Here is a 23,581-nt window from a genome sequence, read left to right as displayed (position 1 = left end):
GGGGCGGGGGGGGGGGGCCCGCGGGGGGGGGGGGGGGGGGCGGACCCCTGGGGGGTGTCCCCCCCCCCCTCCCCCCCGCCGCCCTCGACGCGGCCGACTGGCAGGCCCGGCGGGCGGCCCACGCGGCGCGGGTGGCCACCTGGCTGGACCCGCACCTGGCCCGCCGCCGCACCGGCGGCCGGCATCCGGTGGAGGATTTCCTGTTCACCTACTACTCCTACCGCCCGGCGCAGTTGCGTCGTTGGCATCCGGGCGCGGGGGTGCTGCTGCGTGACGCGGACCCGGCCGAGTTCGGCCGGGACTACCGCGCCGACCCCGCCGGGGTCACCCTCGACACCGACCGGGTACGCGCACGCCGCGCCGACTCGATCGGCTGGATCAGAGCGTTGCTGGCCGCGACCGCCGGCCGACCGGCGCACCTGGGCTGCTTCGGGATGCACGAGTGGGCGATGGTCTACCGGCAGACCCAGGATGAGGTCCGGCACAACGCCTGGCCGCTGCGGCTCAGCCCGGACGACACCGCCGCCGTGGTCCGCGAGCGGGGCGTACGGTGCAGCCACTTCGACGCGTTCCGGTTCTTCACCGCGCCGGCCCGGCCGCTGAACCTGCTCCAGCCGAGCCGGGAGACCCAGCACGCGTTGGAGCAGCCGGGTTGCCTGCACGCCAACATGGATCTCTACAAGTGGGCGTACAAGCTCTCCCCGCTGGTCGCCTCGGAGCTGGTGGCGGACTGTTTCGCGCTGGCCCGGCAGATCCGGACGCTGGACATGCGGGCCAGTCCCTACGACCTGGCCGCCCTCGGTTACCCGCCGGTGCGGGTGGAGACCGCCGAGGGCCGGGCCGAGTACGCGGCGGCGCAGCGCGGCTTCGCCGAGCGGGCCGCCGTGCTGCGCGCCCGCCTGCTGACCGCACTGGACCACGCCACGGCGGCTGCCGGCTGACCCGGGCGAGGGTCCGGACCGGGGCCCGGACCCTCGGGCGGATCAACTGGCGGTGCAGGTCGCCGTGGGGGCGGTGGCGGTGCCGGTGTGGGTGCCGAGGAACCCGAAGGTGGCCTCGGCGGCCGGGGCGAGCGCCCCGTTCCAGTTCACGTTGCGGGCGGTGACCGCGCTGCCGGTCTGGGTCAGGTCGGCGTTCCAGGTCTGGGTGATCTGCTGCCCGGCGGGCAGGGTGAAGGTGACCCGCCAGCCGGTGGTCCGCGCGGTGCCGGTGCTGCGGACGGTCACCTCGCCCTGGTGCCCGCCCTGCCACTGGTTGGTGATCCGGTAGCTGGCGGTGCAGGCCACCCCGGCCGGCGGCGAGGTGGTCGGCGGGTCGACGGTGGGTGACCCGGTGGGCGGGACCGTGGGGCTGACCGTCGGGCTCGGCGGGCCGGTGGGGGTGGGCGACCCGGTCGGGGTGGTCGTCGGGGTGACCCCGCCGAGGGCGGCCACCAGCGCCGGATACCACCGGTCGGACATCTTCTGGTCGCCGGCCGCGTTGGGGTGCACCCCGTCGTAGGTGTCGGTGGTGGTGCTGAACCCGGTCCACTGGTCGACCACGACGATCGGCGACGCGGCGGTGGTCTTCCCCGCCGCCCAGCCGTCGATCACGGCGTTGAGGGCCACCGCCCGCTGCCCGCACTCGGCGCAGCTCGACGGGGCCATCGGGATGATCTTGGCAACGATGATCCGCATCGCCGGGTTGCTGACCCGCATCTGGTCCACCAGCTTCGAGTACGCGGTGAGGATGGTGGCCGGGGGGATGTTGCTCCACACGTCGTTGGTGCCGAAGTGCATGAGCACGACGTCGGGGTGGGTCGCGGCGAGCCAGCCGGGCAGCAGGTTCTGGTTGGCGACGTTCGTCACCAGGTAGCCGCCGTGACCCTCGTTGTCCCCGTCGTACGGCTGCCCGCAGCCCTGCGGGCCGAGGGTGCCGACGAAGTCGACGTCGGTGTGGCCGGTGGACTGGAGGCGGTTCCACAGCAGGGAACGCCAGCAGCCGGGCGAGCCGGTGATCGAGTCGCCGAGCGGCATCACGCGGACCGGGGTGGCGGCGGCGGGGTGGGCCGCCGGGGTGGCGACCAACCCGACGAGCAGGGTGAGGGGGACGGCCGCGAACGCGGCGAGCAGGGCGGAGAGGAACGGCCTTCGGAGCATGGTGAAGGGACTCCTGTCACGTGACGACGTGCGGTCGGTGACGGCCCGGTTGCTCCCACGGACATCCCACCAGACCGGCCGCCCCGACTCAACGCCCTCCCGCATCCTGGCGAAGCGCTTCGACGCACCACCACGGCCGGGTCAGGTCGCCGGATGGCCCCGGTGTGCGGCCCACTCCGGGGCGAGGATCGACATCACTGTCGCGTCGACCCAGCCGTCGGTGTCCCGCAGCACCTGCCGCAGCACGCCCTCGGCGACGAAACCCACCTTCTCGTAGGCCCGGCGGGCACGCGGATTGAACGCGAACACCTCCAGCGACACGCGGTGCAGGCCGAGGGTGTCGAAGGCGTACCCGACGACCAGCCGGGTCGCCTCGGTGCCGAGCCCCCGGTCGCGGCCGGCCGCCGCGAACAGGGTGCGGAAGTTGCAGGAGGCGTTGTGCCGGTCCCAGTCGTTGAGGACGACCTCGCCGACGCAGTCGCCGGTGTCGTGGTCCACCACCGCCAGGTCGAGCCGGTCGGTCTGCGCGTTGCGGCTGCCGTACCAGGAACGCAACCGTCGCTCGTCGGGGCCGCCGGGTGGGCTGCCGGTCAGGCGGGCCACCTCCGGGTCGGCCATCGCCGCCCGGAAACAGGCGAGGTCGGCGTCGACGAACGGACGCAACGTCACCCGCTCGCCGGTGATCGTCGGTTTGGTGGCGAAGTCGACGGCGCTGGGCATGGGCCCATCATCGGTGGTGGCCGGGGGCGGGCTCCACCGGGTTTGCGCCGCCGGCCCGCGTGCGCAGCCGCTCCTCCAACTCGGCCGTGGTGTCGACGAACCAGAGCTGGTCGCCCCGGTTGGCCTCGACGACGAAGTCGCGCAGGGCGGTGCTCCGCTCGACGTGCCCCGAGATGTCGCCGACCACGGCCAGCCGCAGCCGGTAGTTGACGAACTTCTGCACCACCGCGCCCGCCACCCCGGTACGCAGCGTGAAGAACTCGACGGCGAGCCGGCGTACCGGAAGCACCACCAGGTCGACCCCGTGGCCCAGCGCCGCGCCGATCACGTCGGTGGCGTCGTCGCCGCCGCAGATCCTCGGCCCGTCGGGGGCGCCGGCGAGCGCGGTGACGCCGGCGAGGGTGACCAGGGTGTCGGTGGACATGCCCGCCAGCCTAGGCAGCGCCGGCCCGCCCCGGCCCGGGTTTTCCGCCACCGGCGCACCGCACCGCGTCGACGGCACCGCCGCCGGGACCCGACCGGCGGCGGTCAGTCGCCGTCGGCGCGACGGTCCCGCTTGCGCTGGGACTGGCGCTTCTTGTCGGCCAGTCGGCGTTCCTTGGCGCCCCGGGAGGGGCGGGTGGGACGCCGGGGCGGCGGGGGCGGGGCGACGGCCTCACGCAGCAGGGCGACCAGCCGTTCCCGGGCCGCCTCCCGGTTGGCCAGTTGCGCGCGGTGCTCGCTGGCGGCGATGGTGAGCACCCCGTCGACGAGCCGGCCGGCGAGGCGTTCCCGCACCCGCTCGCGCAGCGTCGGGGGCAGGCTGGTGGTGCCGGCCACGTCGAAGCTCAGCTCGACCCGGGAGTCGGTGGTGTTGACGCCCTGCCCGCCCGGCCCGGACGAACGCGAGAACCGTTCCCGCAGCTCGGCGGCGGGCACGGTCCACCGGTCGGTCACCCGCAGTCCGTCGTCCATCCGGCGAGGTTAGCGCCCCCGGCCGCCGGTGGGCGTCACGGTCGCGGAGGGTGCGGGTCCGGGTGCCGGTTCGGCCCGGTCGTGGTCGGGCCCGACGGTGGCGTAGGCGGCCGCGCCGAACAGCAGCAGCGCGATCACCCCGACCCGGGTGAAGACCGCCCGGACCAGTACGAGGGCGGCCCGGCGGGCGCCGGGGACGGCCCGCCTGGCGGCCCGGTAGTCGTTCCAGCCACGGCGGGCGCGGGCGTACCGCGCGCCGACCCCCCAGCCGACGACGAGGCCCACCACCAGCAGCAATGCGACGAGAGGTAGCTCCACCCACGCCAGTATCCATACTTAGCGCCATATTTCTATGGGCTGATGGCCTGACCTCGGCATCTGCAAGTTTTCCCTGGTCAGCGCCGCGTGCGCCGGCCGCCGCGCCGGTGGCCGCGGCGGCCCGGCCCGCGTCCTTTGGGATCAGCCGCCCTTGCCGATGATGGTGTCGGCCGTCTGCTGCACCTGGTCGATGGGGATGGCGAAGCCGATGCCGATCGACCCGCTGCCGTCGATGGTGGCGATCGCCGTGTTCACCCCGACCACCTCGCCCCGGGCGTTGACCAGCGGGCCGCCGGAGTTGCCCGGGTTGATCGACGCGTCGGTCTGCACCGCGCTGCGGCGGTTGGTGCCCAGCCGCACCTGCCGGTTGAGGGCGCTGACGATCCCGGCGGTCACCGTGCCGGCCAGGCCGAGCGGCGAGCCGACCGCGAGCACCGGCTCGCCGACCCGGGTGGACCGGGGCTTGGCCAGCGGCAACGGGGCCAACCCGGCGGCCGACGGCACCTTCAGCACGGCCAGGTCGCTGCCCGGCTCCCGGCCGACCACCTCGGCGGCGTAGCGGCGGCCGTCGGGCATCTCCACGGTCACCGCGCCACCGCCGCCCTTGGCCAGGATGTGGTCGTTGGTGACGACGTGCTGCTCATTGTCGATGGCGAAGCCGGAACCGGTCGCCGACTGCCCGGCGGCACCCCCGCCGACCAGCACGGACACCACACCCGGGACGGTCTTCTGGGCGGCGGTGACCAGTTCCGCCGGGACCGGGGCGGCGGAGGCCGCCGTCGGGCCCGCGCCGTCCTGGCCGGCCACCCAGCCGCCGGCCGCCGCGCCGGAGACGGTGGACAGGGCGACCACCGCCACGGCGGTCCACAACCGCCCGCGCCAGCGCCGCCGGGACGGGTCCTCCCCCGGCGACGGTACGTCCCACCGGGGTCGGCCGTCCGGCCCCAGGTCGGGTGAGAGGAACCAGGGGCCCCGGGGCTCCCCCAGGCCGGTCGGTACTGCCATACGTCCGCTCCTCACTGTGTGCTGCGACGGATCAGGGGCAGGTGGGCCAGCACGGTCCCCGCTCAGGGCAGGCGGGAGAACCAGCGCATCGACCCGGCCGCCGCCCCCATGGCGAAGACCAGCCCGAGCCCGATGAACCGGGCGGAGATGTCCTGACGTTCCTTGCGGTAGCCGACGGAGGACCCGATGTCCTCGTAGACGTCGCGCAGTTCGGCGCTGCTGCCCGCCTCGTGGAACCCGCCCCCGGTCTGGTCGGCGACCGCCTGCAGGGTCTGCCCGTCGACCGGCACCTGGATCGGGCGGCCACCCCGGTCGACGAACCCGCCCGGGGTGCCGAACGAGATGGTGTGCACCGGCACCTTCGCCGCGACGGCCGCCGCGGCGGCCTCCATCGGGTCGGCCCCGGAGGTGTTCGCCCCGTCGGAGAGCAGGACTACCCGGGCCGGCGGCGGTTGCTTGGCCGCCTTCCCGTCGAGGCTCTTCACCGCGCCGAGGCAGGCGCTGATCGCCTCGCCGATGGCGGTGCCCTGCACCCCGGTGATCCCCTCGGCGAGCCGGTCGATCCCGTCGTGCAGGGCGCCCCGGTCGGTGCTCGGCGGCACCAGCACCGCCGCGCTGCCGGCGAACGCGACCAGCCCCACGTTGAACTCGTCGGGCAGCCCGTCGACGAAGGTCCGGGCGGCCTCCTTGGCGGCGGTCAACCGGTCCGGTTCCACGTCGGTGGCGAGCATCGACGTGGACACGTCCACGGCGACCATCACGGTGGCCCGCTCGCGGGGCACCCGTACCTCGGCGGTGGGACGGGCGAAGCCGACCACCAGCAGCGCCAGCATGGCCAGGAACAGGCCGGCGGGCACGTGCCGTCGCCAGGCCGGCCGCTGCGGGGCGACCCGGTCGAGCAGCCGCAGGTTGGTGAAGCGGACCGCGTACCGGCTGCGCCGGCGCTGCGCCAGCAGGTAGCCGACGGCCAGCGCGACCACCCCGAGCAGCAGCAGGAGCCGGGCGGGTGACTGCCAGTTCACGCGACACCTCCCCGGGGTGCGGCGGACGCCGCCAGCCGGCGCTGGGCGTGCACGTGCCGCACGATGTCGGCGGTCCAGTCCCGGTCGGTCCGCAACGCGAGGTGGTCGGCCCCGCTGCGGCGCAACGCGCGGGCCACCTGGGCGCGTTGCGCGGCGGCGGCGCTGGCGTACCGGCGGCGCAGCTCCGGGTCACCGGTCCACACCTCGCGCCGCCGGCCGGTCTCCGGGTCGAGCAGGGTGATCAGGCCGACGTCGGGCAGCTCCAGCTCACGCGGGTCGGTCACCTCGATTGCGAGCACCTGGTGGCGGGCGGCGAGGCGACGCAGCGCCGGCTCCCACCCGGTGGTGGCGTCGTGGTCGTCGGGCAGCCCGTCGAGGAAGTCGGAGACCACCACCACCAGCCCCCGTCGGACGGCGACCCGCTGCACCGCGGCGAGCGCGGCGGCCAGGTCGGGGCCGGCCGGCGGGGTGGCCGGTGCCGTGTCGTCCACCCGGGGGGCGTGCAGCAGCGCGCGGAGCAGGCTCAGCAGGTGGGTACGCCCGCAGCGGGCCGGGAAGCGGCGCAGCCCGTCGCTGCCGAGCACCTGCGCGCCGAGCCGGTTGCCGGTGCCGGCGGTGAGGAAGCCGACCGCGGCGACGGCCGCCACGGACAGTTCCCGTTTGTCCAGCGCGGCGGTGCCGTACTCCATGCTGGGGCTGGCGTCGACCAGCAGCCAGGTGGTCAGCTCCCGGTCGGCGTCGACCTCGCGGACGTGCGGGACGGTGGTGCGGGCGGTGACCGCCCAGTCCATCCGGCGTACCTCGTCCTCGCCGGGGCGGTACTCGCGGCTGCCGGCGATCTCGCTGCCGGGGCCGGGCAGCAGACCGCGCAGTTGACCGTGGAGCAGCCCGTCGAGGCGGCGGGTGACGGTCAGTTCGAGACGGCGCAGCCGCCGTTCGGGGGCGAGGTCGGCAAGCGTCGGGCCGGCCGGGGCGGCCGGGGCGCTCACGCCGCCGCCAGGTCGGGCGTGTACTCGGGGTGGCCGGTGGCGAGCACCGGGGGCGGCACCGCCTGGACCAGCCGGTGCACCACCGCCTCGGCGCTGACCCCGTCGGCGACCGCGTCGAACGAGAGCACCAGCCGGTGGGCGAGCACGTCGACCGCGAGTTCCCGGACGTCGTCGGGGAGCACGTACTCGCGGCCGCGCAGCATCGCCTGGGCGCGGGCGGCGGCGACCAGGCCGAGGGTGGCCCGGGGGCTCGCCCCGTACGCCAGCAGCGGGGCGATCTCCGGCAGCCCGAAGCGGCCCGGGTCACGGGTGGCGAGGATCAGCCGGACCACGTACTCGGCGAGCGCGTGGTGCACGAAGACCTGGGCGGCCCGGCGCTGGTAGTCGCGCAGCCGGACCGGGTCGAGCACCTGGCGGGGGCGGGGCCGGTCGCTGCTCATCCGGTAGAGGATGGCCAGCTCGTCGGCGTCGCCCGGGTAGTCGACGACGATCTTCATGAGGAACCGGTCCCGCTGCGCCTCGGGGAGCTGGTAGACCCCCTCGGACTCGATCGGGTTCTGGGTGGCCAGCACCAGGAACGGCTCCGGCACCGGCCAGCTCCGCCCGCCGATGGTGACCTGCCGTTCGGCCATCGCCTCCAGCAGCGCGGACTGCACCTTGGCGGGGGCCCGGTTGATCTCGTCGGCGAGCACCAGGTTGGCCATGATCGGGCCCAGCTCGACGTCGAAGTTCTCGGTCGAGGCCCGGTAGATCCGGGTGCCGACGATGTCGGAGGGGACCAGGTCGGGGGTGAACTGGATGCGGGTGAAGGTGCCGCCGACGACGGTGGCGAGGGTCTGCGCGGCAAGCGTCTTGGCGACGCCGGGCACCCCCTCCAGGAGGCAGTGGCCGTCGGCGATCAGCGCGGTGAGCAGCCGTTCGACGAGCCGGTCCTGCCCGACGATCACGCGTTTGACCTCGAAGAGGGTCTGTTCCAACTCGGCGCCCGCCGCGTCGGCATCGACCGGGCGGGGCAGGCTGGCCAGGGTGTCCGAGATGTCCGTCACGGTGCTTGCTTCCCGGGGTCACCCGCCGGCAAACGTCGGAATTTCGGGCGCTGGCGGGCCGATTCGCCCCGGATCGGGACGACCGGCCCGGCGGGGCGGCAACGCCGTGCGGCGACGCAATGCGTGCGTCACCGGGTGATCCGCGCCCTGCCCGGGCGGGCCGGACCACGGGCGCCGGGGTCCACAGCAGACGGTGCCGACCCCCTGCCGGGGCCGGCACCGCCGACGGGTCCGCGCCTCAGTTGGCGACGAACAGGTGGAACGGCTTGCTCGACACCGATCCGCTGGAGCTGTACGTCTGGATGAAGACGCCGTTCGGTGTCTGGTTGCGCGGGGCGACCGCGATCTCGCCGGCCGGCGGCACGTTGAACTGGTCGTTGGTGCCGATGGTGGCCTGGAACGCCTTCCCGACCACGCTGTAGTCGAGCAGCACCTGGTACTGGCCGGTGCCGTACCGGGTCGACGAGACGACGTTCGCCGAGTGCTGGAGCAGGGTGCCGTCGCTGGCGACGACCGCCCAGGCGACCGAACCCGAGGCCGGCGGGGCGAGCGAGGCCTTGAGCGCCGCGCGGGCCTGCTTGGCTTCGGCCGGAGTCACCGGCGGCTGACCGGTGGCACCGGACAGCCGCGCCCCGGGCTGGGCCACCTCGGCCGGAGCCTTGGTCGCCGGTTGCGCGACGGCGATCCCGCCGCCGGCCAGGGTGAGCGCCAGGACGCCGAGCGTCACCGCCGCCGCCTTACGCCTGAAGAATGTGGCCATGACAGGTCTCCCTTTTGTGACCGTGGCAATACGGCCGACCCACCGTACGGCGAGCCGGATACAGGTGGTGCGATCGAGCCGGAATTAACGTGGGCAGAAAGCCTTCCACCCACGCCGGAAATAGTGAAGAAGAAACACTTCCAACCGGCCTGAGCTGGGAAAACTACGCTCTGTTGCGGCACCTCAACGAGGAGGAACGTAGCACCGCCAAAAGCGGAGCGTCAATAGCGCACCAACCCGTTTTGCCATCTCGAAAACGATGTTGGAAATTGCGAAACATGAACTCTCGACCATTCACGGAACGGCTCCGCGGCCGGCGGGAACGACCTCGGCCGCTAGGCTGACCGCCGTGCTGACGACCCCGGTGCCGACCCCCACCCGCCGTCGCGCCGCTCCGCTGATCTGCTGGCTGGCGGTGGCACCCGGCCTCGCCTGGGCCGTGGTCCGCCTCGTCGGGTTCGACCGGGGCCCGCTCGTGCAGGCGCTCGCCTTCACCCCGTACGTGGCGGGAGGCAGCCTGCTGGCCCTGATGCTGGCCCTCGCCCTGCGGTGCCGGTGGCCGGCGGTGGCCGCGGCGGTGGCGGCGCTGGCCCTCCTCGGCGCGGTGGCACCCCGCGCGCTGCCCGACCGGCAGCCGGCGGCCCGGGGGCCGCAACTGCGGGTGCTCACCGCCAACCTGCTCGCGGGCAACGCCGACGCGGCCACCCTGGTCGAGCTGGTCCGCCGGAACGAGGTGGACGTGCTCACCGTGCAGGAGTTCACCCCGGCGGCGCGGGACGCCCTCGACCGGGCCGGCCTCGCCGACCTGCTCCCCCACCGCCAGCTCAACCCCGAGGTGGGCACCACCGGCTCCGGGCTCTACGCCCGGTTCCCCCTCTCCGGCGGTGGTTTCCGGCGCAACGCCGGGTTCGCGTTCACCCAGGCGTACGCGACGGTGGCGGTGCCCGGCGCACCACCGTTACGGGTGGAGTCGGCCCACCCGGCGGCACCCTGGTCGGTCGGGGTGGTCGGCGAGTGGCGCACCGACCTGGCCGGCCAGCCGCGCGCCACCCCCGACGGTCAGCTCGGCATCCTCGCCGGGGACTTCAACGCCACCCTCGACCACTCCCCGCTGCGTGCCCTCCTGGCCAGCGGCTACGTCGACGCCGCCGACGCCGTCGGGGCCGGGCTGGTGGGCACGTGGGGCCCGTACGACGGCGACCCCATCCCGCCGGTCACCATCGACCACGTCCTGGTCGACCGCCGGATCGCCGTCCGCGCGGTCACCGTCCACCGGGTGCCCGCCACCGACCACCGCGCCGTGCTGGCCACCCTGCGCCTGCCCGCCCCCTGACGCCGGGGGTTCAGCTCACACCGCCGCGCGGTCGAGGCCGTAGGTGAGGGCGTCGACGAGGGCGTGCCAGGACGCCTCGACCACGTTGGGGTGCACGCCCACGGTGGTCCAGTCCCGGCCGGTGCCGTCGGCGGTCTCCACCAGCACCCGGGTCACCGCGCCGGTGCCGTGGGTGCCCTCCAGGATGCGCACCTTGTAGTCGGCCAGCTCGAAGTCGCGCAGCTCCGGGTAGTGCCGGGACAGGCCGACCCGCAGCGCCTCGTCCAGGGCGTTGACCGGGCCGTTGCCCTCGGCGGTGGCGATCACCCGCTCGCCGCGTACCCGGATCTTCACGGTCGCCTCGGAGATCACCTCGCCGTCCTCCCGGTGCTCCACCAGCACCCGGTACGACTCCAGCGCGAACGGCCGCACCGGGGCGGCGTCCGGCAGCTCGGAGCGGACCAGCAGCTCGAAGGAGGCGTCGGCGGCCTCGAACGACCAGCCGCCCGCCTCCAGTTCCTTGACCCGGGCGGTCACCTTCGACACGGCGTCCGGATGGCCGGCCAGGTCAAGACCCAGCTCGCGGCTCTTCAGCTCGATGCTGGCCCGGCCGGCCATCTCGGTCACCAGGATCCGCATGTCGTTGCCCACCACCGACGGGTCCACGTGGTTGTAGAGCAACGGGTCGACCTTGATCGCGCTCGCGTGCAGCCCCGCCTTGTGGGCGAAGGCGGCGGCCCCGGCGTACGCCTGGTGGGTGTCGGGGGCGATGTTGGCGATCTCGGCGATGGCGTGCGAGACCCGCACCATCTGTTCCAGGCAGCCGTCGGGTAGGACGGGCAGCCCGAGCTTGAGCTGGAGGTTCGCCACGACGGCGAAGAGGTCGGCGTTGCCGGGGCGCTCGCCGTACCCGTTGGCGGTGCCCTGCACGTGCCGCACCCCGGCCTCGACGGCGGCGATCGTGTTGGCCACCGCGCAGGCGGTGTCGTTCTGGGCGTGCATGCCGAGCAGTTCCGGGGCGATCCCGGTCCGGGCGGTCAGGTCGGCGATCGCGGCGGTCACCCGGGACGGCAGCATCCCCCCGTTGGTGTCGCAGAGCACGAACCGTTCGGCCCCGGCGGCGAGCGCGGTCTCGACCACCGAGGCGGTGTACGCCGGGTCGTGCCGGAACCCGTCGAAGAAGTGTTCGCCGTCGACGAAGACCCGTCGCCCCTGCGCGACCAGGTGGGCGACCGTGTCCCGGACCATCGCCAGGTTCTCCGCGCCGGTGGTGCGCAGCGCGCGTTCGACGTGTCGGATGTCGGCCTTGGCGACCAGCGCGACGGCCGGGGTCTGCGCGTCGAGCAACGCGCGCACCTGCGGGTCGTCGGCGACGGCGACCCCGGCCTTGCGGGTGGCCCCGAACGCGACCAGCAGGGCGTGCCGCAGGTCCAGCTCGGTGCGGGCCCGGCGGAAGAACTCGGTGTCCTTCGGCACGGCGCCCGGCCACCCGCCCTCGATGAAACCGACGCCGAACTCGTCGAGCAGGCGGGCCACCGCCAGCTTGTCGATCACCGAGTAGCTGAGCCCCTCGCGCTGGGCGCCGTCGCGCAGCGTGGTGTCGTAGACCTGGAACGTCATCGAGAGTCCCTTCATCGGATCTTGGGGGAGCAACAAAAAGACCCCCCGCGGATGCGGGAGGTCTGCGCGCTCGGCAGAGGGGAGGCCGGCGCGCTAGCTGCCAATAATGCGGGCGGAGCTGGTCACGGTCGCCACTCTGCCACTCGATCCGGGTTCTGGGAGACAGAATCCACATCCCGGGACACGGTGTGTGCGAGGTCTCCCCGGGGGTAGCCCGGTTGACGGACACGACACTTCGAGGCAGGGGTTCCGATGGACAGGCTCGACCCGCACAGCGCGCACGCCACCACCGACCCGATGGTCGACGACGGTCAGGGCGCGATCGCCGGCGGCGCTCCCGGCGGGGCGTTCGACCCGTGGACCTACCGGGACGAGGCCGGGGTGGCCGACGCCGACCTGGTCGGCTACCGGGTCGAGGCGACCGACGGTGGGATCGGCAGGATCGACGAGGCGAGTCACGAGGTCGGCGGCAGCTACCTGGTCGTCGACACCGGGCCGTGGATCTTCGGCAAGAAGGTGATGCTGCCGGCCGGCACCGTCAACCAGGTCGACCACGACGACCGCAGGGTCCACGTCGACCGCACCAGGGACCAGATCAAGGCCGCTCCCGGGTACGACGAGAACAGCCACAGCGACGCCGCCTTCCGCGACAGGCTGGGCGGCTACTACGACGACACCTACGGCAACCTGCCACCCGGCACCGCCCGGTAGCGGGCCGGCCCGCGTCGGCGGTCGACTCGGCGGGGCGGACCGCCGCCCCCGCCGGCCGTTACCGTGTCCGGGTGAACCCCACCGAGAACAGCCGCCGTATCCCGTTCTCCGCGATGTTCAACTTCCGTGACGTCGGCGGCTACCCCGGCCACGACGCCCGCGCCGTCCGCTGGGGCCGGCTCTACCGGTCGGACTCCCCGCACCGCATCGACGGCACCGACCGGGAGGCGTTCGCCGCGCTCGGCATCCGTACGGTGATCGACCTGCGCCGCCCGACCGAGGTGGAGCGGGACGGTCGGGTGCCCGACCTCGACGGCCTCGCCTACCGGCACATCCACCCCGAGCACGCCGACTGGGCGCTGAGCCGCCACGAGCCGGACTCCAGCCTGGCCCGCTACCTCGCCGACCGGTACGCCGATCTCGCCGAGACCGGCACCGCCGGGCTGGCCGAGGCGGTCGGGCTGATCGCCGACAGCGCCAACGCGCCCGTCCTGGTGCACTGCGTCGCCGGTAAGGACCGCACCGGCATCGTCTGCGCGCTGACCCTGTCGGTGCTGGGCGTCGACGACGAGCAGATCGCCGAGGACTACGCGCTGAGCACCGAGGCGTCCCAGCGGTTCAGCGCCTGGCTGGCGGAGGCCATGCCGGAGGCTGAGGCGCTGCCCGCACCCTTCCTGGGGTCCCCCGCCGAGGCGATGGCGCTCTTCCTCGCCGAGCTGCGCGAGCGGCACGGCTCGATCGAGGACTACCTGCGGCACACCGGCGTCACCGACGCCCAGCTCGCCGCCCTGCGCGACCACCTGCTGGAGCCGCCCGCGCCACGGTGACCGCACCGCCGACCCGCCCTGCCGACCCCGGACGTCGGCGCTGGCAGGGCGGGTCGAAAGCTGGGGTGGTCAGCGGATGTGCGTGACCCAGCCGTGCGGGTCGGGGGCGTCACCCCGCTGGACCGCCACCAACTGCTCCCGCAGCGCCGAGGTGGACCGGCCCGGCTCACCGCCGCCGATCACGAACTCGCCGCCGGGGTGCCGCACCCGGGCGATCGGGGTGATCACCGCGGCGGTGCCGCAGGCGAAGACCTCGCGCAGCCGGCCGCTCTCGGCGTCGGCCTGCCACTCGTCGAAGCTCACCGGACGCTCGACGACCCGGTGCCCGGAGGCGGCGGCCAGGGCGAGCAGCGCGTCCCGGGTGATGCCGGGCAGGATGGTGCCGGTCAGCGGCGGGGTGACCAGGGTGTCGTCGTCGTAGACGAAGAACACGTTCATGCCGCCCAGTTCCTCGACGTAGCGGCGCTCGACCGCGTCGAGGAAGACCACCTGGTCGCAGCCGGCCTCGATCGCCTCGGCCTGGGCCGACAGCGACGCCGCGTAGTTGCCGCCGCACTTGGCCGCGCCGGTGCCGCCGGGTGCGGCCCGGGTGTAGTCCGGGGACACCCAGACGGTGACCGGCTTCACCCCGCCGGCGAAGTAGGAACCGGCCGGTGAGGCGATGACGCAGTAGAGGTACTCGCGGGACGGTCGGACGCCGAGGAAGACCTCGCTGGCGAACATGAACGGCCGCAGGTAGAGGCTGGCGTCGGCGGCGTCGGGGATCCAGTCCCGGTCGATCTCGACCAGCTTGCGCAGCGACTCGACGAACAGTTCCGCCGGCAGCTCCGGCATGGCCAGCCGCCGGGCGGAGGCGATGAACCGGGCGGCGTTGGCCTCGGGCCGGAACATGGTGATCGAGCCGTCGGCCCTGCGGTACGCCTTCAACCCCTCGAAGATCTCCTGCGCGTAGTGCAGGACGGCGCTGGCCGGGTCCATCGGGATCGGCGCGCGGGCCTCGACCCGGGGGTCGTACCAGCCCTTGCCGTCGGCGTACCGGATGGTCACCATGTGGTCGGTGAAGACCCGGCCGAAGCCGGGGTCGACCAACAGGGCGGCCCGCTCGGCGGCGGATACCGGCGCGGGATTCGGACGGATCTCGAAATCGAGCATGTCACCACCGCTCATCGCGCTGACCTCCCTGCGGGTTTGACGGCGCGCGGGAACCACGCACCGGGCTGACGTCCCAGAAACCTACCCCGAACGGTCGTTCAGTGGATAGCTCCACCTCCCGAGGGGTCAGGCCACCGCCTGCGCGGCGAGCCGGTCCCCCACCTCGTCGGTGCGCAACGCCACACCCGGCGTCCGGGCGGCCAGCTCGGCGGCGACCGCGCCGGTCACCCGGGCGGCGGCGTCGGCGTGGCCGAGCTGGTCGAGCAGGAGCGCGGCGGAGAGCACCGCGGCCACCGGGTCGGCGACCCCCTTGCCGGCGATGTCCGGCGCGGAGCCGTGCACCGGTTCGAACATCGACGGGTACGCCCCGGTGGGGTTGATGCAGCCGCTGGCGGCCAGCCCGATCCCCCCGGTGACCGCGGCGGCGATGTCGGTGAGGATGTCACCGAACAGGTTGTCGGTGACCACCACGTCGTACCGCTGGGGCTGGGTGACCAGGAACATGGCGGCGGCGTCGACGTGCTGGTACTCGGTGGCGACGTCGGGGTGCTCGGCGGCGACGGCCGCGAAGGCACGGGCCCACAGCGAGCCGGCGTGGGTCAGCACGTTGGTCTTGTGCACCAGGGTGACCTTGCGCCGCTCACGGCGACCGGCGCGGGCGAAGGCGTCCCGGATGACCCGTTCCACCCCGTGCCGGGTGTTCAGGCTCTCCTCGGTGGCCACCTCGGCCGGGGTGTCCCGGTGCAGGCTGCCGCCGGCCCCGGCGTAGAGCCCCTCGGTGCCCTCCCGGACGACCACCAGGTCGACCTCGCCCGGCTTGACGGTGGCCAGCGGGCCGGGAACCCCCGGCCAGAGCCGGGACGGGCGCAGGTTGACGTACTGGTCGAAGGCGAAGCGCAGCTTCAGCAGCAGGCCGCGCTCCAGCACGCCGGGCGGCACGGTGGGGTCGCCCACCGCACCGAGCAGGATGGCGTCGTGGCCGGCCAGCTCGGTCAGCACCGAGTCGGGCAGCACCTCGCCGGTGCGGTGGTACCGCGCCGCGCCGAGGTCGTACTGCGTGGCCTCGACGCCGGGAAGCACGGCGTCGAGGACCTTGAGGGCCTGCGCGACCACCTCGGGTCCGATCCCGTCCCCGGCCACCACCGCGATCCGTGCCACCTGCTGCTCCTCACCTCGTCCGCTGTGCGCAACGGTACGTCCCCGTCCCGCCTCCCGGTACGCGCCTTCCACCATCTGGGAGGGCGAAATGCTCAGCAGGCTCCCAGCCAGCATTCATGGTGCGGTCATCTCCACTGCCTAGGGTCGGTGCAGGACGGGTCGTGGGGGCCCGGGACGGACCGGCCGCGACGCCGCGGCACCGTCGGTGAAGGAGCAGCGAGATGCGGACCGAACAGCAGCGGGGGCCAGGCCGACTGGACGAGCAACCGCGCACCCGCTGGGTGGACCAGAAGGCGTTCTCCCGCCGCCGTCCCGACCTGCGCCTGGGCACCCGAAGCCACCGCCTCGACTCCGCCGGTGACCCGTCCGGTGGCCGGATCACCGTGCAGCACTCCGTCCGGACCGGCACCGCCGGATACTCGCTCCTGCTCAACGCCCCCGAGGAACTGGGCCGCCGGGCGGTCGGCGACGCGCTGCGCGACGCCGTCGCCGAACTGCGGGCGATCGACCTCACCTACGGGCCGAACCGGCCGCAGAGCCTGGTCTCCCGGCTGCGGCGCGGCGAGATCAGCCCCGAGTCGTACCCGCCGCTGACCGACCTGGTCGACCGCTGCGCGGCCATGCGGGCCGCCACCGACGGCTGGTTCGACGCCTGGGCCGTCCCCGGCGGCTTCGACCCCGGCGGCCTGCTCAACGGCTGGGCGGTGGAGCGGGCCGCGGCCCGGTTGCGCGCCGCCGGCATCCACGACTACGCGGTGCTCTCCGGCGCCGACCTGACGGTACGCGGACACGCCGCGCACGGCGGACCGTGGCGGGTGGCGGTGCACCACCCGACCGACAGCCGGCGGGCCCCGCTGGTGCTGGAGATGACGGCCGGCGCGGTGGGCACCTCCGGGGTCAGCGGCCGGCAGGGACACGTGGTCGACCCGCACACCGGCGAACCGGCCGGACAGCTGGTCGCCGCGACCGTCGTCGGCCCGGACCTGGCGGTGGCCGACGCCTACGCGACCGCGTTGTACGCGGCCGGGCCGGTGGGACTCTCGTGGTTCCGCGCCGACTCGGCCTATCAGGCTCTCTTCGCCCACCGACGCCGCTGAGCGGTGTCGCGGCGCGTCGGCCGACCTGTGGAGGGGGTCCACGGGGTGGCGCGGTCGACGGGCCGGCGATCGGCCCCCACGGTCTCGGCAACGACCGTGGGGGCCGGTCAGCGACGAGTGCGCGTGGCTCGCGCATTCGAGGGGTGCGGACCGGCCGGCCGGACGCTCAGCCCCGTCACCCGAAGACGGGCCGACTTCCGACTTTCCCGATGACCGCTCCGGTACGCTAGCGAATCGACGCAACTCGACGCAAGAGTCTCCACAGCGGACCGTGTTCCTCCGTACACTCTCGACCACTCGCGGCGATCACGGCGGGTCAGTGTCGCTCGGGCGTCCGGGTGATGGCACGCTGTCCGCCGTGAGTTTCGATCTGAGCGTGTGGGCCCTGCACGACGGGGCCACGCCCGAGGACGTCCGGGCGGCGGTGCGGCAGTGCCACGAGGGGCGGCACGGCGAGCGGTATCCGGACCCGCGGGTGGTCGCCTTCTACCGCGCCATCACCGCCTCGTACCCCGACCGGCCCGCCCACCAGGGCACCCCGTGGGAGGTGTCGCCGCTGCACGCGGCGGCCGACCACGTGGCGCTGAACCTCGTACCGACGTGTGAGGACCAGGTGCTGCTCGACATCGAGCGGCTGGCCGGCGAGTACGACCTGATGCTCTTCGACCCGCAGGACGGTTCGGTCTACCCGCCGCCGTCGCGCCTCGCCCGCTGAGGCCACCGCCCGCGACGCTCGGGCGTGGACGACGGAGGGCCCGGCCGTGCGGCCGGGCCCTCCGTGGTGAACCGTGCGGGTGCGACTACTCGTCGCGCAGGTCGGCCGCGCTCGCGGCGGTCGCCCCGATCGAGTCGGCGGCCGAGGTGAGCAGGTCCGCCCCGAGCGCCTGGTCGACGGTGAGCGTCATCAGGGTCTCGCCGCCGGCCTCCCGACGGGCCACCTGCATCGCGGCGATGTTGATGCCGGCCTCGCCGAGCAGCGTGCCGACGGTGCCGACCACGCCAGGCCGGTCGGCGTACCGCAGGAAGAGCAGGATGCCCTCCGCGCCGATCTCCACGTCGAAGCCGTCCACCTCGGTCAGCTTGATGACGTCGCGGGCGCCGGTGTGGGCGACCGTGCCGGAGACGCTGACCGTACGACCGTCGGGCAGCGCGCCCCGCACGGTGACCAGGTTCGGGTGGTCGACCGTCTCGGCCTGGGTGGCGAGGGTCACCTCGACGCCCCGCTCGGCGGCCAGGTGCGGCGCGTTGACGTAGGTGACCTGATCCTCGACCACCGAGCTGAACAGGCCCTTGGTGGCGGCGAGCTTGAGCACCGACACGTCGTGGTTGACGATCTCGCCGCGCACCTCGACGGTGACGCTGGCGGCCACCCCGCCGGCCACGGCGGTGAACGCCCGGCCCAGCTTCTCGGCCAGCGGCAGCAGCGGCCGGACGTCCTCGGCGACGACGCCGCCGGCCTGCACGTTCACCGCGTCCGGCACGAACTCGCCCTGCAACGCCAGCTTGACGCTCTTGGCCACGGCCAGACCCGCCTTGTCCTGCGCCTCGTGGGTGGACGCGCCCAGGTGCGGGGTGGCCACCACGTTGTCGAAGGCGAACAGCGGCGAGGAGGTGCACGGCTCCTTGGCGTACACGTCGACGCCGGCACCGGCGACCCGGCCCTCGGCGATCGCGTCGGCCAGCGCCTGCTCGTCGACCAGGCCGCCCCGGGCGGCGTTGACGATCCGGACGCCCGGCTTGACGATCGCCAGCTCCTTCTCGCCGATCAGGCCGACCGTCTCCGGGGTCTTCGGCAGGTGGATCGAGATGAAGTCGGCCTCCCGCAGCAGCTCCTCCAGCCCCACCAGGCGGACGCCGAGCTGGGCGGCGCGGGCCGGCTGGATGTAGGGGTCGTACGCGATCAGCCGGGTGCCGAAGGCGGCGATCCGCTGGGCGAACAGCACCCCGATGCGGCCGAGGCCGACCACGCCGACGGTCTTGCCCTGCAACTCGACGCCCGTGTACTTCGACCGCTTCCACTCGCCGGCCTTGAGCGCGGCGCTGGCGCTGGCGGTGTTGCGCGCCACGGCGAGCAGCAGCGCGACGGCCTGCTCGGCGGCGGAGACGATGTTGGAGGTGGGGGCGTTGACGACCATGACGCCCCGCGCGGTGGCGGCCGGGACCTCGACGTTGTCCAGCCCGACGCCGGCCCGGGCGACCACCTTCAGGCGCGGCGCGGCGGAGATCGCCTCGGCGTCGATCTGCGTGGCACTGCGCACGATGACCGCGTCGGCCTCCGCCAGCGCGGAGAGCAGGGCCGGGCGGTCGGTGCCGTCGACGTGGCGCACGTCGAAGTCGTGCGCGAGCACCTCGATGGCGGCGGGGGCGAGTTCTTCGGCGATCAGTACGACAGGATTCATCGGTCCTCGTAGACGTCGTATTAGGTTGGCCGGGGCGTCCGGGCGCCGCGATGCGCCCTTCGCCGATCCGTGCCGTGGCCGTCAGGTGCCGGTCACGCACCTCACCAAGGATGGTAGGGGGCGCTCCGGCCGGCATGTCCCGGTCTGCGGGGTGAGGGCCCTCACACAGGGTTGTCGCACGCCTGTCATCCCCCGTTCATCCGGCCCGGGAGCGCGCAGCGGGGGCCGATCGGGGCCGATGAGGCATCGATCACCCCATCCCGCCTGGTGAACCGGCCACCGCGGACCGCGACGGCGACCGGCGGGACGGGTGACGGCGCGGCGGGATCCGGCGGCGGCAGCGGCCCGGCCCCGGCCGCTGAGGGACGTGCTCACGCAGAAAGCGGTATGACTGGCAGGCATAAATATGCCTGCCCGTCATACCGCGTCACGTGACCACGTCGACCGGTCCGCGACCCGCCCGAGGGCGCCGGCGGCCCGGTCAGGACCGACGGGTCAGGCGGTCTCGGTGAGCGGGCGGTCCACCCAGCTCATCATCGAGCGCAGCTTCTGCCCGGTCTCCTCGATCGGGTGCGCCGCGCCCTCGGCCCGCCACTTGGCGAAGTTCGGCCGGCCCGCCTCGTCCTCGGCCACCCACTCGCGGGCGAACTCGCCGGACTGGATCTCGCCGAGGATCTTGCGCATCTCCTCCTTGACCCGCGAGTCGACCACGCGCGGGCCCCGGGACAGGTCCCCGTACTCGGCGGTGTCGGAGATGCTGTACCGCATCCGGGCGATGCCGCCCTCGTACATCAGGTCGACGATGAGCTTCAGCTCGTGCAGGCACTCGAAGTAGGCCACCTCGGGGGCGTAGCCGGCCTCGGTGAGCACCTCGAACCCGGTCTGCACCAGGGCCGCCGCGCCACCGCAGAGCACCGCCTGCTCGCCGAAGAGGTCGGTCTCGGTCTCCTCGGTGAAGGTGGTCTTGATGGCGCCGGCCCGGGTGCCGCCGATGCCCTTGGCGTACGCCAGGGCGAGCGGGAAGGCGTTGCCGCTGGCGTCCTGCTCGACGGCGACCAGGCAGGGCACGCCCTTGCCGTCGACGTACTGGCGGCGGACCAGGTGGCCGGGGCCCTTCGGGGCGACCATCGCCACGTCCACGTCGGCCGGCGGGGTGATCAGGCCGTAGCGGATGTTGAAGCCGTGACCGAAGAAGATGGCCTTGCCGGGGGCGAGGTTGGGGGCGATCGAATCGGCGTAGATGGTCCGCTGGGCGGTGTCCGGCGCCAGGATCATGATCACGTCGGCCTCGGCCGCCGCCTCGGCCGGGGTGAGCACCCGCAGGCCCTGCTCCTCGGCCTTCGGCCGGCTCTTGGAACCCGCCGGCAGGCCGATCACCACGTCGACACCGGAGTCGCGCAGCGACAGCGCGTGGGCGTGGCCCTGGCTGCCGTACCCGATCACGGCGACCTTGCGGCCCTGGATCAGGCCCAGGTCGGCGTCGTCGTCGTAGTACACCTCAACGCTCATTGACTTCCCTTTCGTACGGCGGTCTCGTCGACCGTCGTGGACTGTGTGCGGTGGCGGGTGGGCGCGCGGTCAGGCGGCGCGCAGCGCCGGGCCGGCGGTGATCGACCGCGAGCCGCGCCCGATCGCCACCGTGCCGGACTGGACCATCTCCTTGATCCCGAACGGCTCCAGGTCACGCAGCAGCGCGTCGAGCTTGTCGGGGGTGCCGGTCGCCTCGACGGTGAGGGTGTCCGGCGCGACGTCGACCACCCGGGCCCGGAACAGGGCGACCGTCTCCAGCACCTGCGCGCGGGCGGCGCGGTCGGCGCGGACCTTGACCAGCAGCAGCTCCCGCGCCACCGAGACCTGCGGGTCCAACTCGACGATCTTCAGTACGTTGACCAGCTTGTTGAGCTGCTTGGTGACCTGCTCCAGCGGCGACGAGTCGGCGTTGACCACGATGGTGATCCGGGAGACGTCGGGGTTCTCGGTCTCACCGACGGCCAGGCTGTCGATGTTGAAGCCGCGCCGGGAGAACAGGCCGGAGACCCGGGCCAGGACACCCGGCTTGTTCTCCACCAGCACGGACAGGGTGTGCAGGGTCATGCCACCGTCTCGCTTCGCTCGGTCGGGCCGTGCCCGCGCACGGTCCCGGGGAATCGGTCACTCATCTCAGATGTCGTCCTCGTCGAACGTCGGGCGGACGCCCCGGGCGAACATGATCTCGTCGTTGCTGGTGCCGGCGGCCACCATCGGCCAGACCATCGCGTCCTTGCCGACCGTGAAGTCGATCACGACAGGTGCGTCGGTGATCGCCATCGCCGCCTCGATCGTCTTGTCGACGTCCTCGGCGTTCTCGCAGCGTAGGCCGACACAGCCGAGCGCCTCGGCCAGCTTGACGAAGTCCGGGATGCGGTGCTTGTGGGTGCCCAGCTCGGTGTTGGAGTAGCGCCCCTCGTAGAACAGGGTCTGCCACTGCCGCACCATGCCCAGGTTGCCGTTGTTGATCACCGCGATCTTTACCGGGATGCCCTCCAGCGCGCAGGTGGCCAACTCCTGGTTGGTCATCTGGAAGCAGCCGTCGCCGTCCACCGCCCACACCACCGTGTCCGGCCGGCCGGCCTTCGCGCCCATCGCCGCCGGGACGGCGTACCCCATGGTGCCGAGGCCGCCGGAGTTGAGCCAGGTGCCCGGCTTCTCGTACGAGATGAACTGGCTGGCCCACATCTGGTGCTGGCCGACCCCGGCCACGTAGATCGCGTCCGGGCCGACGATCTCGCCCAGCCGCTTGATCACGTACTGCGGGGACAGGGTGCCGTCGGCCGGCTCGTCGTAACCCAGCGGGTACCGCTCGCGCAGGTCGTCGAGCTGGTGCCACCAGTCGTGCAGGTCGGTCCGACGGCCGGCCTTCTGCTCGGTGGTCACCGCCGCGATCAGCTCGTCGATGACGTGCTTGGCGTCACCGACGATCGGGACGTCAGCGTGCCGGTTCTTGCCGATCTCGGCCGGGTCGATGTCGGCGTGCACCACCGTGGCGTCCGGGGCGAACGAGTCGAGCTTGCCGGTCACCCGGTCGTCGAACCGGGCCCCCAGCGCCACGATCAGGTCGGCCTTCTGCAGGCCGTAGACGGCGGCGACGGTGCCGTGCATGCCGGGCATGCCCAGGTGCTGACGGTGCGAGTCGGGGAACGCGCCCAGCGCCATCAGCGTGGTCACCACCGGGATGCCGGTCAGCTCGGCGAGCTGGCGCAGCGACTCGGTCGCACCGGCCTTGAGCACCCCGCCGCCGACGTAGAGCACCGGCCGGCGGGCACCGCTCATCAGCCGCGCCGCCTCCCGGATCTGCTTGCCGTGCGGGTGCAGGGTCGGCCGGTAGCCGGGCAGGTCCAGGGTGGGCGGCCAGGAGAAGGTGGTCGCCGCCTGCAGGACGTCCTTGGGGATGTCGACCAGCACCGGGCCGGGACGCCCCGTCGCCGCCAGGTGGAACGCCTCGGCGAGCACCTGCGGGATCTCCTCGGCGTTCTGCACCAGGAAGTTGTGCTTGGTGATCGGCAGGGTGATGCCCTGGATGTCCGCCTCCTGGAAGGCGTCCGTGCCGATCATCGGTCGGGCCACCTGACCGGTGATCGCGACGATCGGCACCGAGTCCATGTACGCGTCGGCGATCGGGGTGACCAGGTTCGTCGCGCCCGGCCCGGAGGTGGCGATGCAGACGCCCACCCGGCCGGTGGCCTGCGCGTACCCGGTGGCGGCGTGTCCCGCGCCCTGCTCGTGCCGGACCAGGATGTGCCGCACCGAGGAGTCGTAGAGCGGGTCGTAGGCGGGCAGGATCGCCCCGCCGGGGATGCCGAAGACGACGTCGACGTCGAGCGCCTCCAACGACCGCACCAGGGAGCCGGCACCGGAGACCGGGACCGGCCCGGACGGCCGTACGGCCGGGGTGGCCGGCGCGGCGGCGCGCGGCGGGGTGGTGTGGTCGGCGTCGCCGGCCGGCTCGGTGACCGTACGGGCCCGCCGGGCGGAGTGGGCGAGGGTCTCTGGCGTGGGTCTCGTCATGGCGGTTCAGGCCTTCGGCTGGAGTTGGGTGGAGCTGCTACGACAGGTGCGACGGGGGCGGTGGCCCGCCCCGGTGGTTCCGACGGCAATAAAAACGGCCCTCGTGCAGATGCACGGGGCCAGCGCACTCTCGACAGCGGGAGAGTGCGCTCAGGTAAGTACTCGCAGCGACCGGTTCGACGACATGGGCCAAGCCTGACGCATCTCACGCGATGAGTCAACTGATCCCACATATTGGTTCACGGATTTCGGCGCGTTCCCTCCGGCACGCCGCCCGCACCGGGCCCGACGTGCTCGGACGCGCTCTCG

23 protein-coding genes are annotated in these 23,581 nt (G+C 73.5%); 6 read left to right on the top strand and 17 right to left on the bottom strand.

The annotated features are described in order from the left end of the window. The first annotated feature begins 47 nt into the window (after positions 1 to 47). Positions 48 to 941, top strand: coding sequence for a 3-methyladenine DNA glycosylase (locus ACOJTC_RS04720; RefSeq protein WP_420115895.1), 894 nt, complete (start codon positions 48 to 50; stop codon positions 939 to 941). Between the two features lie 42 nt (positions 942 to 983). Here the strand turns inward: ACOJTC_RS04720 and ACOJTC_RS04715 are convergent, their stop codons facing one another. The 10 genes from ACOJTC_RS04715 to ACOJTC_RS04670 all read right to left on the bottom strand — a co-directional run bounded on the left by ACOJTC_RS04715 (position 984) and on the right by ACOJTC_RS04670 (position 8,952). Then, the gene (locus ACOJTC_RS04715; protein WP_420115893.1) at positions 984 to 2,138 is read right to left on the bottom strand and encodes a cellulose binding domain-containing protein; all 1,155 of its coding nucleotides are present in this window, start codon (positions 2,136 to 2,138) and stop codon (positions 984 to 986) included. 141 nt (positions 2,139 to 2,279) lie between these two features. Beyond that, positions 2,280 to 2,858, bottom strand: a complete 579-nt coding sequence (locus ACOJTC_RS04710) for a GNAT family N-acetyltransferase (RefSeq protein WP_420115892.1) — start codon at positions 2,856 to 2,858, stop codon at positions 2,280 to 2,282. A gap of 7 nt (positions 2,859 to 2,865) precedes the next feature. Continuing rightward, entirely contained in the window at positions 2,866 to 3,282 is a 417-nt protein-coding gene (locus ACOJTC_RS04705; RefSeq protein WP_420115891.1) for a DUF4180 domain-containing protein, read from the bottom strand. 104 nt (positions 3,283 to 3,386) lie between these two features. Beyond that, positions 3,387 to 3,812 (bottom strand): alternative ribosome rescue aminoacyl-tRNA hydrolase ArfB, encoded by a 426-nt coding sequence (gene arfB, locus ACOJTC_RS04700; protein ID WP_420115890.1) that lies wholly within the window; start codon positions 3,810 to 3,812, stop codon positions 3,387 to 3,389. A gap of 9 nt (positions 3,813 to 3,821) precedes the next feature. Further along, a complete protein-coding gene (locus tag ACOJTC_RS04695; protein WP_204923758.1) occupies positions 3,822 to 4,130 on the bottom strand; it encodes a hypothetical protein in 309 nt (102 codons plus the stop codon). 141 nt (positions 4,131 to 4,271) lie between these two features. Continuing rightward, a complete protein-coding gene (locus ACOJTC_RS04690; RefSeq protein ID WP_204923757.1) occupies positions 4,272 to 5,135 on the bottom strand; it encodes a S1C family serine protease in 864 nt (287 codons plus the stop codon). Between the two features lie 62 nt (positions 5,136 to 5,197). Further along, positions 5,198 to 6,157, bottom strand: coding sequence for a VWA domain-containing protein (locus ACOJTC_RS04685; RefSeq protein ID WP_204923756.1), 960 nt, complete (start codon positions 6,155 to 6,157; stop codon positions 5,198 to 5,200). Further along, complete coding sequence (locus ACOJTC_RS04680; protein WP_420115889.1) at positions 6,154 to 7,146, bottom strand: DUF58 domain-containing protein; 993 nt, start codon at positions 7,144 to 7,146, stop codon at positions 6,154 to 6,156. Before ACOJTC_RS04680 ends, ACOJTC_RS04685 begins: the two co-directional genes overlap by 4 nt. Beyond that, positions 7,143 to 8,192 (bottom strand): AAA family ATPase, encoded by a 1,050-nt coding sequence (locus ACOJTC_RS04675; protein WP_420115888.1) that lies wholly within the window; start codon positions 8,190 to 8,192, stop codon positions 7,143 to 7,145. The genes ACOJTC_RS04680 and ACOJTC_RS04675 overlap by 4 nt, the downstream gene beginning before the upstream one ends. A gap of 238 nt (positions 8,193 to 8,430) precedes the next feature. Then, on the bottom strand, positions 8,431 to 8,952 hold the full coding sequence (locus ACOJTC_RS04670; protein WP_204923753.1) for a hypothetical protein: 522 nt from the start codon (positions 8,950 to 8,952) through the stop codon (positions 8,431 to 8,433). A 397-nt stretch (positions 8,953 to 9,349) separates the two neighbouring features. On the opposite strand from ACOJTC_RS04670, the gene ACOJTC_RS04665 reads away from it, so the two are divergent. Next, positions 9,350 to 10,285, top strand: coding sequence for an endonuclease/exonuclease/phosphatase family protein (locus tag ACOJTC_RS04665; RefSeq protein WP_420115894.1), 936 nt, complete (start codon positions 9,350 to 9,352; stop codon positions 10,283 to 10,285). Positions 10,286 to 10,300: 15 nt separating this feature from the next. On the opposite strand, the gene cimA is transcribed toward ACOJTC_RS04665, so the two are convergent. Beyond that, positions 10,301 to 11,884: a citramalate synthase gene (gene cimA / locus ACOJTC_RS04660; protein WP_204923751.1), complete on the bottom strand. Its 1,584-nt coding sequence runs from the start codon at positions 11,882 to 11,884 to the stop codon at positions 10,301 to 10,303. Between the two features lie 252 nt (positions 11,885 to 12,136). On the opposite strand from cimA, the gene ACOJTC_RS04655 reads away from it, so the two are divergent. After that, positions 12,137 to 12,595 (top strand): PRC-barrel domain-containing protein, encoded by a 459-nt coding sequence (locus ACOJTC_RS04655; RefSeq protein WP_420115887.1) that lies wholly within the window; start codon positions 12,137 to 12,139, stop codon positions 12,593 to 12,595. A 71-nt stretch (positions 12,596 to 12,666) separates the two neighbouring features. Then, complete coding sequence (locus ACOJTC_RS04650; RefSeq protein WP_204923749.1) at positions 12,667 to 13,422, top strand: tyrosine-protein phosphatase; 756 nt, start codon at positions 12,667 to 12,669, stop codon at positions 13,420 to 13,422. A 69-nt stretch (positions 13,423 to 13,491) separates the two neighbouring features. Here the strand turns inward: ACOJTC_RS04650 and ACOJTC_RS04645 are convergent, their stop codons facing one another. Both ACOJTC_RS04645 and ACOJTC_RS04640 read right to left on the bottom strand, forming a co-directional pair. Then, positions 13,492 to 14,589, bottom strand: coding sequence for a branched-chain amino acid aminotransferase (locus ACOJTC_RS04645; protein WP_420115886.1), 1,098 nt, complete (start codon positions 14,587 to 14,589; stop codon positions 13,492 to 13,494). Between the two features lie 111 nt (positions 14,590 to 14,700). Further along, the gene (locus ACOJTC_RS04640; protein ID WP_204923747.1) at positions 14,701 to 15,732 is read right to left on the bottom strand and encodes a 3-isopropylmalate dehydrogenase; all 1,032 of its coding nucleotides are present in this window, start codon (positions 15,730 to 15,732) and stop codon (positions 14,701 to 14,703) included. 221 nt (positions 15,733 to 15,953) lie between these two features. On the opposite strand from ACOJTC_RS04640, the gene ACOJTC_RS04635 reads away from it, so the two are divergent. Further along, on the top strand, positions 15,954 to 16,829 hold the full coding sequence (locus ACOJTC_RS04635; protein ID WP_204923746.1) for an FAD:protein FMN transferase: 876 nt from the start codon (positions 15,954 to 15,956) through the stop codon (positions 16,827 to 16,829). A gap of 358 nt (positions 16,830 to 17,187) precedes the next feature. After that, on the top strand, positions 17,188 to 17,544 hold the full coding sequence (locus ACOJTC_RS04630; RefSeq protein WP_363792924.1) for a hypothetical protein: 357 nt from the start codon (positions 17,188 to 17,190) through the stop codon (positions 17,542 to 17,544). Positions 17,545 to 17,629: 85 nt separating this feature from the next. Here the strand turns inward: ACOJTC_RS04630 and serA are convergent, their stop codons facing one another. From serA to ACOJTC_RS04610, 4 genes are all read right to left on the bottom strand, one after another. Further along, positions 17,630 to 19,228: a phosphoglycerate dehydrogenase gene (serA, locus tag ACOJTC_RS04625; RefSeq protein WP_420115885.1), complete on the bottom strand. Its 1,599-nt coding sequence runs from the start codon at positions 19,226 to 19,228 to the stop codon at positions 17,630 to 17,632. 495 nt (positions 19,229 to 19,723) lie between these two features. Continuing rightward, positions 19,724 to 20,737, bottom strand: coding sequence for a ketol-acid reductoisomerase (ilvC, locus tag ACOJTC_RS04620; protein ID WP_420115884.1), 1,014 nt, complete (start codon positions 20,735 to 20,737; stop codon positions 19,724 to 19,726). Between the two features lie 69 nt (positions 20,738 to 20,806). Next, positions 20,807 to 21,322 (bottom strand): acetolactate synthase small subunit, encoded by a 516-nt coding sequence (gene ilvN, locus ACOJTC_RS04615; protein ID WP_204923742.1) that lies wholly within the window; start codon positions 21,320 to 21,322, stop codon positions 20,807 to 20,809. A gap of 66 nt (positions 21,323 to 21,388) precedes the next feature. After that, positions 21,389 to 23,272: an acetolactate synthase large subunit gene (locus ACOJTC_RS04610; protein ID WP_420115883.1), complete on the bottom strand. Its 1,884-nt coding sequence runs from the start codon at positions 23,270 to 23,272 to the stop codon at positions 21,389 to 21,391. Between the last annotated feature and the right edge of the window lie 309 nt (positions 23,273 to 23,581).

The sequence above is a fragment of the Micromonospora sp. genome, from assembly GCF_048594385.1.
GTDB classification, from domain to species: domain Bacteria; phylum Actinomycetota; class Actinomycetes; order Mycobacteriales; family Micromonosporaceae; genus Micromonospora; species Micromonospora wenchangensis.
This window is presented reverse-complemented; position numbering and strand designations above follow the sequence as displayed.

Bases quoted from the DNA above. Each gene is read 5' to 3' on its own strand.
- ACOJTC_RS04715 (WP_420115893.1), bottom strand. From the start codon at position 2,138: ATGCTCCGAAGGCCGTTCCTCTCCGCCCTGCTCGCCGCGTTCGCGGCC.
- ACOJTC_RS04710 (WP_420115892.1), bottom strand. From the start codon at position 2,858: ATGCCCAGCGCCGTCGACTTCGCCACCAAACCGACGATCACCGGCGAG.
- ACOJTC_RS04705 (WP_420115891.1), bottom strand. From the start codon at position 3,282: ATGTCCACCGACACCCTGGTCACCCTCGCCGGCGTCACCGCGCTCGCC.
- arfB (WP_420115890.1), bottom strand. From the start codon at position 3,812: ATGGACGACGGACTGCGGGTGACCGACCGGTGGACCGTGCCCGCCGCC.
- ACOJTC_RS04690 (WP_204923757.1), bottom strand. From the start codon at position 5,135: ATGGCAGTACCGACCGGCCTGGGGGAGCCCCGGGGCCCCTGGTTCCTC.
- ACOJTC_RS04670 (WP_204923753.1), bottom strand. From the start codon at position 8,952: ATGGCCACATTCTTCAGGCGTAAGGCGGCGGCGGTGACGCTCGGCGTC.
- cimA (WP_204923751.1), bottom strand. From the start codon at position 11,884: ATGACGTTCCAGGTCTACGACACCACGCTGCGCGACGGCGCCCAGCGC.
- ACOJTC_RS04655 (WP_420115887.1), top strand. From the start codon at position 12,137: ATGGACAGGCTCGACCCGCACAGCGCGCACGCCACCACCGACCCGATG.
- ACOJTC_RS04645 (WP_420115886.1), bottom strand. From the start codon at position 14,589: ATGAGCGGTGGTGACATGCTCGATTTCGAGATCCGTCCGAATCCCGCG.
- ACOJTC_RS04635 (WP_204923746.1), top strand. From the start codon at position 15,954: ATGCGGACCGAACAGCAGCGGGGGCCAGGCCGACTGGACGAGCAACCG.
- serA (WP_420115885.1), bottom strand. From the start codon at position 19,228: ATGAATCCTGTCGTACTGATCGCCGAAGAACTCGCCCCCGCCGCCATC.
- ilvC (WP_420115884.1), bottom strand. From the start codon at position 20,737: ATGAGCGTTGAGGTGTACTACGACGACGACGCCGACCTGGGCCTGATC.
- ilvN (WP_204923742.1), bottom strand. From the start codon at position 21,322: ATGACCCTGCACACCCTGTCCGTGCTGGTGGAGAACAAGCCGGGTGTC.
- ACOJTC_RS04610 (WP_420115883.1), bottom strand. From the start codon at position 23,272: ATGACGAGACCCACGCCAGAGACCCTCGCCCACTCCGCCCGGCGGGCC.